This window comes from Paenibacillus thalictri, from assembly GCF_004307995.1.
Taxonomy (GTDB): Bacteria; Bacillota; Bacilli; order Paenibacillales; family NBRC-103111; genus Paenibacillus_AF; species Paenibacillus_AF thalictri.
The window spans coordinates 98,016-113,533 of sequence record NZ_SIRE01000030.1; the positions used below are offsets into that span (position 1 = coordinate 98,016).

A 15,518-nucleotide genomic window follows, 5' to 3' on the forward strand; every position below is an offset into this window, starting at 1 on the left:
GGAGCGGCGCACTGCAAAAATGGTGCAGCGAGATCATGGCTTGAGACGGGGAGGAACCTATATGAACAAGGGGCTTAAAGGCGAAGTTTGGCCGGCGGAGGGGCGGACGTTTCAAGATGCGAAGTCCGGGGTTTCGGTGCGGCAGTTGACCGACTATCAGGCGCATAACTATCACCTGTATTTTACCGAAAACGGCTGGTATGACGGCGGCAAACGGCTGCTGTTCGTGTCGGACCGCAGCAATTGCACCAATCTGTTCAGCATAGAGCTGGATATGGGACGGATCACGCAGCTTACCGGCTTGACTGAAGGCTGCGATTTTTTGAGCGCCTGTCTTAATCCCCAAGGGACAAAGGCTTATTACAAGCACCGCAACACGATTACCGAGGTCGATCTTGCGACTTTAGCGGAAAAGCAGCTGTATGAAGGGCCGGCCGGTTTTCAAGCCGGGCAAATCAGCGTATCGGCGGACGGCGCGTATGTGTTGACCAATCTCGTGGAAGATTTGTCACACCGTATCCGCACCGATCTGCACAGCGGTTACGTCGGCCACCGCGAAATCATGGAAGCGAGGCCGCTCAGCCGCATCGTACAAATACCGGTGAGCGGCGGCGAGGCCCGAACCGTTGTGGAAGAGCGGGACTGGATCGGCCACGTCAATCCTTCCCCGGTGCATCCCCATCTGCTGACTTACTGCCATGAAGGGCCTTGGCAACTGGTCGATCAGCGCATATGGGGCTGTGACGCGGCGACCGGACGAACTTGGCCGATCCGGCCCCGGAGGGAAGAGCTGGAGATGGTCGGCCACGAATATTGGCTCGAGTCCGATGAGCAGAGCGGCGGCCGCATCGGCTACCATGGCTTCCGTGCGAACGGGACCGGCTTTTTCGGTTCGATTTCGCTCGACAATACGGATATGGAGGAAACTGAATTTGCTTTTGTCAATTGGCATGCGCATGGGGATGGAGATAGGCAGGTCATCGTAGACGGACGCGCCCCGGTTCAGGATCTTATTTATTGGCGGCGCGGCGTTGACGGATTCGCTCAAGCCAAGCTGCTCGCTGAACACCGCTGCAGCTTTCATGTGCAGAAGGTGCATGCCCATCCGCGGTTTAGCCCGGACGGGAGCAAACTGCTGTTCACAAGCGACCGCAGCGGTTATGCGAATCTGTATTTGCTTGATATTCCCGAGGATCTGGATCGGCTTCCGGATTATGCGGCTGAAGTACGATTGCACATCCCATGAATGACTTCGATAGACGTTTTTATATATAATGGGATTATCTGTAGAAGGCGCCTGCCCGGTTTGCAGGCGCTTTTTGGCATGTTATTTCGGCTGGAAATAGAGCTTACCGAGGGGGAAAGATGATGCGTATATGTATGGCGGGCGATTCGACAATGGCGGATTACCCTGACGATCAGGCGCCGATGGCCGGATGGGGGCAGATGCTGCCTTTATTTTTACAAGGCGAAGTGACCGTGGTTAATGCCGCTCGGTGCGGCAGAAGCTCGCGAAGTTTTATCGCGGAAGGCTGGCTGGATCCGCTGCTGGGGCAGTTGGCGCCTGGGGATGTGCTGATCGTCGGTTTTGCCCATAACGACCAAAAACAAGACGAGCGGTTTACGGAGCCGCAAACAACATACCGGGTGTACTTGACCCGTTATGTGGAGGGAGCGAAGCAGAGAGGAGCGTATCCGGTGCTTGTGACTCCGGTGCAGCGGCGTCATTTTAACCAGGAAGGGCAGCTTCAGCAAACGCACGGTGATTATCCCGGCGCCATCCGTGAGCTTGCCGCTGAAATGGCAGTGCCTGTGATCGATCTGCTGCCGCTCACCGAAAGACTGTACCGGGAAATGGGACCGGAAAACTCCAAAGAGCTGTTCGTATGGCTGAAGCCGGGGGAGCATCCGAATTATCCGGAAGGTTTGGAGGACAATACGCATTTTAACGAGTACGGGGCAAGGTGTATTGCCGGATTAGCCGCCAAGGAAATGGTGAAGCTGGGTCCGCCGCTGGCGGACTACATCCATCAAGCTGCGCTGGTTAGAGAATAGTTGAATGATGAACGGGATCGGTTGGCCCCTATATTTTAACCATGGATTGACAGGAGAAACCGGAGACGATAACGAATTGACAAGTTATGATGAAAACTAATTATAGCCAGATGATTAAACATGTTGCGCTCATTATGTTGTTTCTTGTTATCCTTCTTGGGCTCCGGTGGTTCTGGTTCTCCTTCTTTGTGATACCGGAGCATCCCCGTGCCATACAAGGCGTGCTGGATCTCCGGGGCTTCGAGCTATCTCGTCCTATCACCTTGGATGGGGAGTGGGAGTTTTATCCGGAACGGCTGCTTTCTCACGACGACTTTGCGCAGCGATCTGCCGCTCCGTGGGGATACATGCAGGTGCCTGGAGATTGGAGGGGCGGCTTCGCTGATGCGAAAAATGATTCCTACGGCTACGGGACTTACCGGCTGCGTATTCTGGTCGATCAGCCGCTGCAACAGCCTTATGCTTTCTGGGTGCAGAAAATTGAAACTTCATCGGCCGTGGAAATCAATGGGCGTGTGATGGCGGAGTTCGGTCAGCCGGCGGAGCGGGCGGAATTGCATACGCCCTACGTCACCGCGTACACCGTGTATTATGAAACGGACGCCAAAGAAATCGAATTGATTGTCAGAGCGGCCAATTTCGAACGCCCGAATGAGGGCGGGTTGATCAAATCCGTCTATTTCGGTTCGGATGCCGCGATCGATACGCGGCGCTGGTACTCCATCGGGTTCCAACTGGTCACTTTCCTTATTCTGCTTTTGCATGCGTTGTATGCGGGAATCTTGTACATATTTAATGTCAGAGAAAAATCCTTTCTTGTATTTGTGCTGCTGATGTTGAGCGCCGGTATTTCGGTTATATCCGACCATGACAATCTGCTGCTGCGCTGGATCCCGTTTGACTATGCCTGGGCTGCCAAGATACGGCTGCTGTCTTATATGTGGTTGTCCTTCTTTATGCTGCTGATGGCGCGAATCCTTGCTGCATACAGGCCCGGTACGAGATGGTTCCAGGCGTATTCAGGTGTTCTTTTTCTTTATTCGGTGTTCATCGCGGCAGCTCCGATCCAGCTTGTATTTTATTCGGTGGGGTATAAAGTTTTTAGTTTCTTATACTTGGCTCCGCTGGTATGGTTTGTTTACATGATTGGCAGGATGACGTTTCAAAATCAACGCGACGCTCATTTTATACTGTTTGCGGCTACCAGTGTTTTATCCAGCGTTATCTGGGGTGTGGTGAACTATAATGCGGAAGTCACCAGAATGTATTATCCCATTGATGTGATTGCGGCCATCATCGGTTTCTCATCGTTTTGGTTCAAGAAGTATTTTCGCCATTCGGAGGAAAACTTTAAGCTGACCGCGCAGCTTAAGCGAGCGGACAAGCTGAAGGATCAGTTTCTCGCCAATACGTCGCATGAGCTGAGGACACCGCTGCACGGGATTATGAATATTGCGCAGACGATGCTGATTCGGGAAAAAGACGAGCTGGACGGCAAACGGTCCAAAGATACGGAGCTTCTGCTGACGATCAGCCGCCGTATGTCCCATATGCTGGACGACCTGCTTGACATTGCGCGGCTTCAAGACAAGCGTATCTTATTAAAGCCGGAGCCGCTGCGGCTTCAATCGGTCGTATCCGGCGTGATGGGCATGCTCGAATATATGACGGAGCGCAAACCGGTGCGTCTGCAGATGGAGATCGCCGAACAGGTGCCGCCCGTTTGGGCCGACGAAAAAAGACTTGTGCAAATTTTGTTTAATTTGGTGCATAACGCGTTGAAATATACGGACGAAGGTACGGTGGCCGTAACTGCCGAGGTCATTGGCGAAGCGGCTGTCATTCATGTAAAAGATACGGGAATCGGCATGGACGAACCTACGCAAGCGCGCATCTTTATGCCTTATGAGCAAGGGCCACGCGGAGCGGGCGAAAGCGGCGGAATCGGTCTTGGCTTGAGTATTTGCAAGCAGCTTGTCGAACTTCACGGCAGTGAGCTTACCGTTAACTCCGAACCGGACAAAGGAACGGTGTTCAGCTTTGCGCTTCCGCTTGCCGGCGAGCATCCTCAGCAGCAGATCGCTGCAGCCCGCACAGCGGAGGAAAATGATGAGGGAACTGCGGAGGGTTTGTTTGCTCCTTATAAATTGGACAATCGCTGGCCTGCTTTGCAGCCGGTGCTGCTGTCTCTGCACGGCCAAAAACCTAACATTTTGGCGGTTGATGACGATCCGGTCAATCTGAAAGTGCTGGAAAGCATCTTGTCGACGGATGAATACTACATCCAGCCCGCGGCTTCCGCATTGGAGGCGCTTGAGCTGCTGCGAACCGCAAGTTGGGATTTGCTCATTGTCGATGTTATGATGCCGCATATGTCGGGTTATGAATTGACACGGAAGGTAAGGGAATTGTTCTCCACATCGGAGCTGCCTATTTTGCTGTTGACCGCGCGCGGCGAACCTGCCGACATTTATGCCGGTTTTTTATCCGGAGCCAACGATTATGTGACCAAACCGGCCGACGCATTGGAGTTGAAATACCGCGTATGGTCGTTGACGGCACTGAAGCAATCCGTCAATGAAAGATTGCGTATGGAAGCGGCGTATCTTCAAGCGCAAATACATCCGCATTTTCTGTTTAATACGCTGAATTCCATCATGGCGTTGAGCGACATCGACACGGAAAAGATGCAGCAGTTGGGCGAAGCGTTTATCTCCTATCTGCAAGTTAGCTTTGATATGCTCAATTCCGGCGAGCGAGTGCCGCTTTCTTATGAATTGGAACTTGTCCGTTCTTACTTATATATTGAACAAGAAAGGTTCGGGCAAAGGGTTTCCGTCGAGTGGGAGGTTGATCCGGACGTGAGTTTGGCGATACCTCCGCTGACGCTTCAGCCGCTCGTAGAAAATGCGGTTAATCACGGGTTGCTAAGCAAATCGAAAGGAGGCCGCTTACTTATCCGGATTGTTCGGCAGGATGGCGCAGTGCTTTTTGAAGTGGCGGATAACGGGATCGGGATAAGGCAGGATACGATCAGCCACCTGCTCGATTATAAGGTCAAAGACAGCGGCGGTATCGGGTTGTCCAACACCCACCGCCGGCTGGCGCAAATGTATGGAAAGGGACTTACAATCGAAAGCAAACCGGGAGAAGGGACAAAGGTGTTCTTTTGTATTCCGGATGAAACCGGACAGGTTTAAAAGGTTAGCAGGACCGGCGGCAAGGGATGGCACGGGGCGGAGAAGCGCTAGCGTCCGTCTTTTAAAATCGAGGCCCCGGTCACTCCAAATTGTTCACATAAGGGCTCGATTTTAATGGGCGGCCGGAACCCGCGGCTTAACCCCGCCTCAACGCACCAAAGTAACTTACCGCAATAAGGGACTGTCCCGCGAATTTTCCGGGCAAACTGACTTCTATTAAGGTTTTTTGATGATGGGCACCCATATTTCGCAGCGGTAATTTTCCGCTTGGGTGTCGCCCGGCGGATACACCTCAAGCTCCGGACCGTCGGCGTGCTCGTAGCCGGTGGCCGGGAACCATTCCCCAAATATGCGCTTCCACACGTTTTGAATAGCGCCCGGCATCGGGCCGACCGAAGTAAACACAGCCCAACTGAGTGCGGGTATCGGCGTTGCCGTGAACTCTCCTCCTGCTGCGTCCGCGCTGCTTTCTATCGCAATAGCGTAATAGAACGTTTCCTTATGGTGCCCTGAGCTGAGGCAAACGCCCAGCACATCCTTATCCGGGGCAAGAGCGCATAATTTGGCTACGGTACCATCACTATTTGACTGCTGCCAGAAACGGGGGATTTCCCGGAAATTTTCCCCCTCTTTCATTGAGACCTCGATCGACTTTCCGACAATGGTAAAAGCGGGTTTGTCCACAATCTTGTAATCCATTTCTTTATCTCCCTTCAAAGTTAATTGGAAGGCGATACGTGGGAACGCTTTAAGCCCCGCTCCCGAATCGCGCGCATCCGAAGGAGTGATTCCGTGCGCTTTGCGAAACGCCTTGGAGAACGATTCCGGCGAGTCGTAACCGTATTTAAGCGCGACGTCCACGACCTTATCTTTCGACACGGCGAGTTCCTGCGCGGCAAGCGTCAACCGGCGGTTCCTGATGTATTCGGCCACGGTGAAGCCGGTTAACATATGGAACATGCGCTGGAAATGAAACGGAGATGAGTAGGCCGTTTTCGATATTTCGGCGATATCGAGCTTTTCGGTCATCCGCTCCTCCATATAATCAATCGCAGCCGTCATTCGGGTCAGCCATTCCATCGCATTGCCTCCTTATAATGGCATCGTATCAAAAACGATAGAAGCGGTCCTGTTCATTTGTGCTTTCATTGGATAGTAACTCCATTATACACCAGCCGGTTCCAGGTCCAGCAATATGCGTTCCAGCTACAAGCCCTGCTTAAGGACAATTCTTTCGGAATGGAACGGGCCGTCAAAAACATACGTGAAGCTTATTTAACATCGCTCATGGAACTTCCCGTTTTGGCAAACAATAAGAGGACTGAAGCAATAAAACGGCCTGCCGGGATGTCATTTAAGGGCGGTGAAAACGATGTATGGTTAACATAGTTGTGGTCGACGACGACGCCCATATCCGCGAGTTGATCGCTTATTATATGCGCCAGGAAGGGTTTGACGTTGTTGAAGCCGAGGATGGCAAAGAAGCGCTGGCGACTATAAAATCGGCCGGGGCTGATTTGGTAATTCTCGACGTCATGATGCCGGAGATGGACGGTTGGGACCTATGCCGCGAGCTTCGCGCCGGGTATCCCGATCTGCCGTTGCTGATGCTGACGGCCAAAGGAGAAACAAATCAGAAGGTGAAAGGTTTTGAGCTGGGAGCCGACGATTACCTGGTCAAGCCTTTTGATCCGCCCGAACTGATCGTGAGGGTGAAGGCGCTGCTGAAACGGTATCGTATTGAGTCGTCGCAGAAGTTGTCCATCGGCAGTTATGAGCTCGACCGGGGGCGTCTCGAAGTAACGGGCAGAGGAGAAAGCCAGACGCTGCCGCTGAAGGAATTTGAACTGCTGTTCTGCCTTGCCAGTTATCCAGGGCAAATTTTCACGCGAAACCAGCTGATCGAAAAAATATGGGGCATCGATTACGAAGGGGACGACCGTACGGTCGACGTGCATATCAAACGGCTGCGCGAACGGTTCCCCGAAGCGTCGAGTCCGTTTGCCATCGTAACGATCCGCGGGCTCGGATATCGCATCGAGGTGAAGGCATAAATGAGGCAGACGTTGTACCTCCGCGTAGTCGCCACGTTTTTGGCTGCCGTTATGTTTGGTCTCACGGCAGCGGGAGTCGTGGGCACGGCTTTTTTTCGCGACAGGTTAAATGAAGATATGCAAAACGAGCTGGTTCAAGCGGGACTTCAGATGAGCCGGATGTATACGGAGCTTGGCGTGAGGGACGCGGCGGGGTATTTCTCGGCGATCAATGCCTTACAGGAATACGATGTGGTGCTGTATGACTCCCAAACATCGTTCCGCAGCTTTGCCGCAGCTAAAGCCGACAAAGAAGCTGGCATTTCCGGTATTACCTCCGATATGATCGATAAAGTGCTGGCAGGCAGCGTATACCGCAGCAGCGGCTCCAAAATCGATCGTGTGCTTGTCGGCATTCCGCTGCAATCCAGCGGCGGAATGCTTGCCTTATTTATGCAGCCTTCGCAGCACCGGTGGAACTCGGGATTGCAGCCGCTAATGTATACGACGCTGATTACGGCGCTGGCTGCGGGCAGCCTGTTTATTTTTATCGCTGCCAGATATTTGGTCAAACCGCTCAGGGCGATGACGGCGGCGACGCGGCGCATGGCCAGAGGTGATTTCGAAGTGGACCTGGAATGGCGCAGCCGCAAGGATGAGATTGGCGAGCTGGCGCGCAGCTTCGAGGAAATGGGCGAAGGGCTGACTAAGATGGAGCAGATGCGGCAGGACTTCGTTTCCAACGTATCACATGAAATCCAGACGCCGCTGACCTCCATCTCGGGATTTTCCAAGGCGCTGCAAAATAATACGATGCCCGAACAGGAACGCATCCGTTATCTGGAAATCATCCAGACGGAAAGCGAGAGATTGTCCCGGCTCAGCGAAAATTTGCTGAAGCTGGCTTCCCTCGAATCGGAGCAGCATCCGTTCCAGCCCTCCACCTATGCTTTGGACGAGCAGCTGCGGCACGTCGTCGTTGCTTGCGAGCCGCAATGGTCGGGCAAACGGCTTACGCTTGACTTGAGTTTGCCCAATGTGAAAATCCACGCGGATAAAGACCAACTGAATCAAGTATGGATGAATTTGCTTGGCAACAGCATCAAATTCACGCCGCCGGGCGGCGGCATCCGGATTCAGCTCGAGCCGGCGATGAGTGAAATCCGCGTTTCGATAAGCGATAACGGGATCGGCATAACGGAAGCGGACCGCGAGCGGATTTTCGAACGTTTCTTTAAAGCGGATCGTTCGCGCAGCTCCAAGACGGGCGGCAGCGGATTAGGGCTTGCCATTGTTCATAAAATCGTAGCGCTTCATCATGGGCGGATCGAAGTAAACAGCTCGCCGGGGACCGGCACGATGTTTACGGTTACATTGCCCGGCTACTCCACTTTCAAACCGGAACCAGCCAAAAAACATTCGTAAGCACACCGGACCCGGTGTGCTTTTTTCTGCCAAAATCCCTTTCATTCCCTGTATTGCGCCGCGCTGCGGTTCACATTCAGTTCATATTCAGTTTGTATGTTGATGACATGTCGGGCGAACCAGCTTGAAACGCAAGAGATAGAGACAGCATGAAAGAGGTTGGGAGGGAACCGAATTGAACAAGCTGACCGGCTTTTCCATGAAAAACGTGGCCGCGGTCATTATCATCATCGCGTTGTTGTTCGGAGGAGGTATTTACGCGGCGACAACCATGAAGGCGGAAAATATGCCTGACGTTTCATTTCCCGTCGTTCTGGTGACAACATCGTATCCCGGTACACCTAAAGACGTGATGGATGAGGTCACGAAGCCTATAGAAGATAAGATAGGGAATGTGGCGGGAATCGATACGATGTCATCCACGTCCAGTGACAATATGTCCACCATTATCGTTCAATTTGAGCAAAATGTGGATACGGACAAGAAAAAGCAGGACATTGAAAGTTTGATGCAGGATGTCAGCCTGCCGACTTCGGCGGGTAAACCGAAGGTGGCGACCTTTGGTTTTGCTTCCATACCGGCCTATTATTTGGCGGTATACGCCGATAACGGCATGAGCCAAGCCGAACTCGACCAGTTGTACAAAGATACGATCAAGCCCGGTTTCGAAGGTTTGAACGGAATCGACCACATCGATTCCATCGGCAGCCGCACCACATCGCTGGACATTCAAATGAACGCGGACGCGCTGACCAGTTTGGGGATGACCCCAACCCAAGTGTCTTCCGCTATAAAGGCGGCACTGTCGAACGGGCCGGTAGGTTCGGTCGAATTCAACGGCAATACGAAGATGGCCCGGATCACGGGTGATTTGGACAGCTTATATAACTTGGAAAACATGGAACTGACGACAGGCCGGGGCGATACGATTTTGCTCAAGCAAGTCGCCGAAATCAAAGCCGTCACGGATTCCGACTTTATCGCTCGTCTGGACAATAAACCGGCAATCGGCATTCATTTGTACAAAACGAAAGAAGCCAATGCCGTCGAATTTTCCGACGCAGCCGACAAGCAAATCGCCGAATGGCAAAAAACGATGCCTAATGTGACGTTTAAGGCGATTTACAACAGCGCCGATGAGGTAAAAGAATCGATTAACGGCATGATGCGCGAAGGCATTGTCGGGGCGCTGCTCGCGTCGCTGATGATCCTGCTGTTCCTGCGCAACGTGCGCATGACGCTGATCGTACTCGTGTCCATCCCGTTGTCGATTCTGATGACGCTGCTAATGCTTTCGCAGATGAACATCACTTTAAACATCATGACGCTTGGCGGCATGTTCATCGCCGTCGGGCGGGTCGTCGACGACAGTATCGTCGTCATCGAGAATATTTACGCGTCCCTGCAGAAAGCGCAGGAGCGCGGCGAGTCGGTCATCGTAATGGCGACTCAGCAAGTGGCTAGAGCGATTACCTCATCTACGATCGCCACGGTGGGCGTGTTTGCGCCAATCGGTTTCGTCAGCGGCATCGTCGGCGAATTTTTCCGGCCGTTTGCGATTACGATCGGATGTGCGCTGCTTTCTTCGCTGCTTGTTGCGCTCACCGTCATTCCGATGATGGCCAAACTGCTGGTGCTAAAGAGCGGCAAAATCACGCATCACGACGACGAGACGAAAAAAAGCCGCATCAAATCGTTTTATGAGAAAGTGCTCAATTGGTCGCTTGTTCACCGCGGCAAAACACTGATAATATCCGGTCTGCTGTTTGTCGTTTCGATGGCGGCGATCGTGCCGAATTTGGCGGTAAGCTTTATGCCTTCCAGCGACCCCGAGCGGCAGATGTATTATCAGATCAAGCTGCCTTATGAAACGTCGATTGACGGCACCGACCAGAAGGTAAAAGAAATCGAAGCGATGCTTCAAGGGGCCAAAGACGATAAGGGCCAGCCGCTGTTTACGTTTGTGGAGTCTCTTGTCGGTTATAACGGCAAGGAAGACCAAGTGCCTTACGCCGCGGAAGTGTTCACGGAAGTAAACAAAACGGCGGACCCCGATAAAGTGAAGAAGGAATATCAGGATTTGATTTTGTACGAGCTGCCCAAAGGTTCCGAGGTAGAGCCCAAAACGCTCGCCGGCGGCGGAGGCGGAACGTCTACAACCGATTTTTCCTATTCGCTGAAAGGAGACGACCAGCAACTGCTTGAGCAGGCCTCCGTGTTAATTAAAGATAAGCTGAAGGAATTCCCTGAGCTGAGCGAGGTCGAGGATTCTCTGAGTGATGCGACAACGCAGGTAGAGATTCAAGTCGATCAAAGCAAAGCCAGAGCATTCGGATTAAGCGCCCAGACGATACGCGATACGACGCGCGGCTGGATACAGAAAGAGAATTTAGGAGATATGAAATTCGACAATATTACGTACGAGACAACGATCCAGCTGTCCAAAGCAGATAAAAATTCATTGGAACAGCTTGGCAAAATGCCCCTCAAAACGGCGAACGGAACGACCGTTTATTTAAACGAGGTGGCAAAAATCAACGAAGTTCAAGCTCCGGCCGCATTGCAGCGGGAGAGCAAGGAACAATTGGTTAAAATTACGGCAAAAATCGATTCGGAGAACAAATCCGGCGTCAGCAACAAAGTATCCGCGGCGCTTGCCGCAGTCGATCTGCCGGACGGCGTGTCCCGCGAAGTAAAAGGGGTCAGCGCCGATATTCAGGAAAGCTTTACGCAGCTGTTTGCCGCTATGGCGGTCGCCGTCGGCGTTGTGTACCTGGTTATGGTGCTTGCGTTCGGCAACGCCAGTGCGCCGTTTGCGATTCTATTCTCGCTGCCGCTGGCTGCGATTGGCGGATTGTTAGGATTATTTTTAACCGGAGAGTCGTTAAATATTACGTCGCTTATCGGATTTATGATGCTGATCGGGATTGTCGTGACCAATGCGATTGTGTTGATCGACCGCGCGCAGCAGTTGCGCGAGGAAGGTTATACGGTACGCCACGCCTTGATTGAGGCCGGTCTGGTTCGCTTGCGTCCGATCATCATGACGGCCGGCGCTACAATTGTCGCGCTGATTCCACTGGCGCTTGGCTTGTCCAAGGGCACGCTGATTTCCAAAGGTCTCGCGGTAGTCGTTATCGGCGGTCTGACGACATCGACCATTTTGACGCTTGTCGTTGTGCCGGTCATTTATGAGCTGGTCGAGGCTATGAAAACACGCATGGGCGGCTGGTTTCACCGCAAGCCCGGCAAACCGGTGAAGCAAATCAAAATGTAATCTAAGGAGCGTGACCAATAATGAAATCTTCTAGCAAAATGCTGCAAACCACCGCGCTCCTCGCGATGGTCGGTTTGCTCGCTGCGGGCTGCGGTACGGCAGGTACGAAGCCGGACGCCGCCGCTGCGGCGGCACAAAACAAGCCGGTAAAAGTAGCGGCTGTAGCGAAGCAAAGCATGGGCTCTCCCCGAGAGCAAGTGGCCGATGTCGCTGCGGTGAATCAGGTTGATCTGATTCCTAAAGCCGGCGGACAAGTCGTCGAGGTGCTGAAGAAAAAGGGAGAACCGGTTCAGCAGGGCGAAGTGATTTTCCGGATCGATTCGAAAGATGCCATACGGGCCAAGGAGAAAAGCGACGTTGCCCTGCAAAGTGCGGAAGCTTCCTTGCGGAAATCGCAAGAGGATCTGGTTAACAACCGGGTCGATTTGCAAAATTCCGTCGCCAAGGCGCAGCAGCAGCTCGATACGGTACAAAGAGACTTCAACAAAATACGCAACGATTATGACGCCGGACTTGCCACAAAGCAGCAAGTTGACCAGCAAGAGAAGCTGGTGAACAATGCTTCGATGGACCTCGCCTCGGCGCAAAACAAGCTGGCGGCATTGGACAATACAGACAGTTTGGCCTCGCTTCAAGCGCAGGTCGCTTCCTCGCAGCTGAGCGTTCAGGACGCCGCCAGCGCTTTGGACAATTATAATGTGACCGCGCCGATTTCCGGCGTGTTGGCGGATTTGACCGTGGATGTCGGAACGACGGTGTCCAGCGCAGGCAAAGCCGGGCAAATCCAGCAGACGGATCCGGTTAAGCTGAAGGTCGATTTGACGGAAAATGCCGCCGCGCTGGTCAAAGGCAAGCAGGAACTTGTTTATTATCCTGCCGACCGTCCGGATCAGAAGCGGAAAGCGAAAATCACGTTCCTGTCCAATACGATGAACAGCCAAACGAAGTTGTTTGCACTGGAGCTTGAAGCGTCCAATACGGACGCGGCTTTAAAGCCCGGCTCGCGGGTGATGCTGCAGCTGACAACCGAAGAAGAAGAGCAATCGGTCGTTGTGCCAAGCTTAAGTGTAGTAAGGGAAGGCAACGAAACATTTGTGTTTATTTTAAATGGCGACCATGCGGAAAAACGGAAAATTACGCTGGGCCGGGTGAAAGATGCGAATCAAGAGGTACTTGAAGGCTTGAAGCCGGGCGAACAGCTCATCGTATCCGGTCAGCATCAGCTGAAGGACGGCCAGAAAGTGGAAGTAGCAAAATCATAAATAAGTCAACAGGAGGAAACGCATATGAAAATGAATTGGAAAGCGACGCTTGCCACGCTGATGATTGCCTCTTTGGCGTTTTCAGCCGTTGTTCCGGCGTTGGCGGAACCGGAAACCGGAGCGGTGGAGACGGCGCAAGCCGCCTCCGATAACGCGGCGGTTTCGACAGCAGCCGCGGAGCCGGAAGCTTCGGCCTCGGATGCAGCAGCGCCAGCGACGACGGAAACGCCCGCGCCAACGGCCGCGGATGCAGCAGCGCCAGTGGCGACGGAAGCGCCAACCGCTGCGGATGCAGCAGCGCCAGCGACAACGGAAACGCCCGCGCCAACAGCCACGGATGCAGCAGCGCCAGCGGCGGCGACAGAAGCTCCTGCGCCAACGGTTGCAGCAACGGCAGCTGCCCCCGTGGTAGCTCCTGCTCCTGCGGTGTATCCGCTGAACGGCACGGTGCAGGCCGAGGTAAAAAGCTTGTCGCTCAGCAAATCGACAACCGGCACAACGATCGGCGCCGCTGTCCGCTTGCGCAATCAGCTGACGCAGATGAACCGCGTGCCGGACTATGAGCTGCGCGTGACAACCTCTGACGGCAGCGTATATACACTGCCGTCCAGCGCGACCAATCAAAAATCGATGCTGGCCAAAGAAAACGCCGATATGACATATATGGTCAAAGTTGACCGGCAGGACGATTTTACCGTTACTTCGGTATCTTTCGTTTATGTGGACGAATATGTTTATCCGAAGCTGGAAAATACGCTTTTGACCATTCCCGTTACAAATGTGTGGAACGCATCTAAGGCGGATATTACCGATCCTTACGCCAATAAAGGCTGGGGCGAATCGTTTGCGATTCCCGGTTCGGTTTCGCCGCTCCGATATGCGACCGTCGGATATTCCGAGCAAAACAACGATAAAGGACGTGCTTTCGTCGTAACTTTACTTGTTGAAAATACCGGAACCGGACAAGAAACGATGGGCGGTTTCCGGCTGGACGGAAAAACCGACGATAAAGTATTCCCCGGCAAACTGGTGGAAGAACAAGCCGTACAGCTGGCTCCCGGCGAGAAAAAATATGTGCATGTCGCTATCCCGGTAGACAACGGCACGGTGCTGAAAAGCATGTTCCTGATGACAAGCGAGATGTATACCGCTCCCGCGGCGGCAGGAGCTCAGCCGCAAGCGGCATCGTTTGACGTAGGCCGGCTTAAGATCGCCGTTCCGGCTGAAGGCACGGGTTCGGTGTCCTCGATGCCGGCAGCCGACTATACGATGGGGACGCCGATTTCCGTAGATCCGCTGAGCAAGCTGATCGATGCGAATACGGAGGTTTCTTTGGTCGAGTTGACCATGCACGGAACCGACGATGACGGGTACAAAACCGTTGTCGCCAAATTTAAATTGAATAACAAAAGCGGCATGACCGTCGCTTATCCCGCCTTCCAAACTGAAATTGCCGGCAGCGGCGGCGCCGTTTATACGGGAACGCGGCAAAACATGACGTTAACGAACTTAATGCCAAACTTGAGTTACGTAGTCAGTTATTCGTTTATGGTCCCGGATACGGAAAAAGGAGATCAGCTTTCCATCCGGCTGCTGGATAATGTGACCGCCGCGCCGTATAACACAACGCTGGCCGCGCTGCAAACAGCCGTACCGCTGGAAACGGACAGCGATACGATGTCGTTTTATCCGTTTACGGTTAAGTTAAACGATTGGCAGCTGAACGCACAAACAAGCGGCGTTACGGGCCAGACCTTGTCTTATACGTACAAGATGAAGCTTGACTTGACGGTAAACCGCGAGGATAACGTCGTTGTCGACCAGAACTTCTCCAAGTTCAAGATGGAGCTCGTCGACGGGCTGGGCCGCACGATCGGTTCCCAATCCGTACCGTTTACAGGCACTAACAAACTGATAAGCGGCGAACAGATCGTTCAGTTCACCAATCTGAAGACCGATCAGTTGGAATATCCGCTGACGATTAACATCTATGAATCGATCGACACGCCGAATGGCGAAGCCGATCGTCTGGTTAAGACGCTTAAGCAATAACATTGCGGGGTTTACGTACTGCCGCAATCGCATAAAGTTTTAGCAGGCATCACAAATCCTTATGCAGCCGAACCTCTTGTCCGCTCTGAAAAGCGGGCAAGAGGTTTTTGCTTTTTCGATGAATTATTGCATCGCAGCATCAAAACACCATTATGTTTAGAGTTTGTTGAGAGTCTGTTGTTATAATTAGATGTTGATTTTTTGGTATGACAAA

General features: G+C 52.9%; 9 protein-coding genes. 8 read left to right on the forward strand and 1 reads right to left on the reverse strand.

Annotated features, from left to right (window positions below; translation table 11 throughout):
• The first annotated feature begins 61 nt into the window (after positions 1–61).
• From EYB31_RS32745 to EYB31_RS32755, 3 genes are all read left to right on the forward strand, one after another.
• The gene (locus tag EYB31_RS32745; RefSeq protein WP_131017714.1) at positions 62–1,246 is read left to right on the forward strand and encodes an oligogalacturonate lyase family protein; all 1,185 of its coding nucleotides are present in this window, start codon (positions 62–64) and stop codon (positions 1,244–1,246) included.
• Positions 1,247–1,365: 119 nt separating this feature from the next.
• Positions 1,366–2,055, forward strand: a complete 690-nt coding sequence (locus tag EYB31_RS32750) for a rhamnogalacturonan acetylesterase (RefSeq protein ID WP_131017715.1) — start codon at positions 1,366–1,368, stop codon at positions 2,053–2,055.
• An 86-nt stretch (positions 2,056–2,141) separates the two neighbouring features.
• On the forward strand, positions 2,142–5,255 hold the full coding sequence (locus tag EYB31_RS32755) for a hybrid sensor histidine kinase/response regulator (protein WP_131017716.1): 3,114 nt from the start codon (positions 2,142–2,144) through the stop codon (positions 5,253–5,255).
• 216 nt (positions 5,256–5,471) lie between these two features.
• On the opposite strand, the gene EYB31_RS32760 is transcribed toward EYB31_RS32755, so the two are convergent.
• Positions 5,472–6,335 carry an AraC family transcriptional regulator gene (locus EYB31_RS32760; protein WP_131017717.1) on the reverse strand — a complete coding sequence of 288 codons (864 nt, stop codon included), beginning with the start codon at positions 6,333–6,335 and terminating at the stop codon, positions 5,472–5,474.
• 296 nt (positions 6,336–6,631) lie between these two features.
• Between EYB31_RS32760 and EYB31_RS32765 the strand changes: the two genes are divergently transcribed.
• The 5 genes from EYB31_RS32765 (at position 6,632) to EYB31_RS32785 (ending at position 15,304) form a co-directional block, all read left to right on the forward strand.
• On the forward strand, positions 6,632–7,309 hold the full coding sequence (locus tag EYB31_RS32765) for a response regulator transcription factor (RefSeq protein WP_131017719.1): 678 nt from the start codon (positions 6,632–6,634) through the stop codon (positions 7,307–7,309).
• Positions 7,310–8,713 carry a sensor histidine kinase gene (locus EYB31_RS32770; RefSeq protein ID WP_131017720.1) on the forward strand — a complete coding sequence of 468 codons (1,404 nt, stop codon included), beginning with the start codon at positions 7,310–7,312 and terminating at the stop codon, positions 8,711–8,713.
• Positions 8,714–8,888: 175 nt separating this feature from the next.
• Positions 8,889–11,990: an efflux RND transporter permease subunit gene (locus EYB31_RS32775; protein WP_131017722.1), complete on the forward strand. Its 3,102-nt coding sequence runs from the start codon at positions 8,889–8,891 to the stop codon at positions 11,988–11,990.
• Between the two features lie 20 nt (positions 11,991–12,010).
• Positions 12,011–13,252, forward strand: coding sequence for an efflux RND transporter periplasmic adaptor subunit (locus EYB31_RS32780; RefSeq protein WP_131017723.1), 1,242 nt, complete (start codon positions 12,011–12,013; stop codon positions 13,250–13,252).
• Between the two features lie 24 nt (positions 13,253–13,276).
• A complete protein-coding gene (locus EYB31_RS32785) occupies positions 13,277–15,304 on the forward strand; it encodes a hypothetical protein (protein ID WP_131017724.1) in 2,028 nt (675 codons plus the stop codon).
• Positions 15,305–15,518 lie beyond the last annotated feature (214 nt).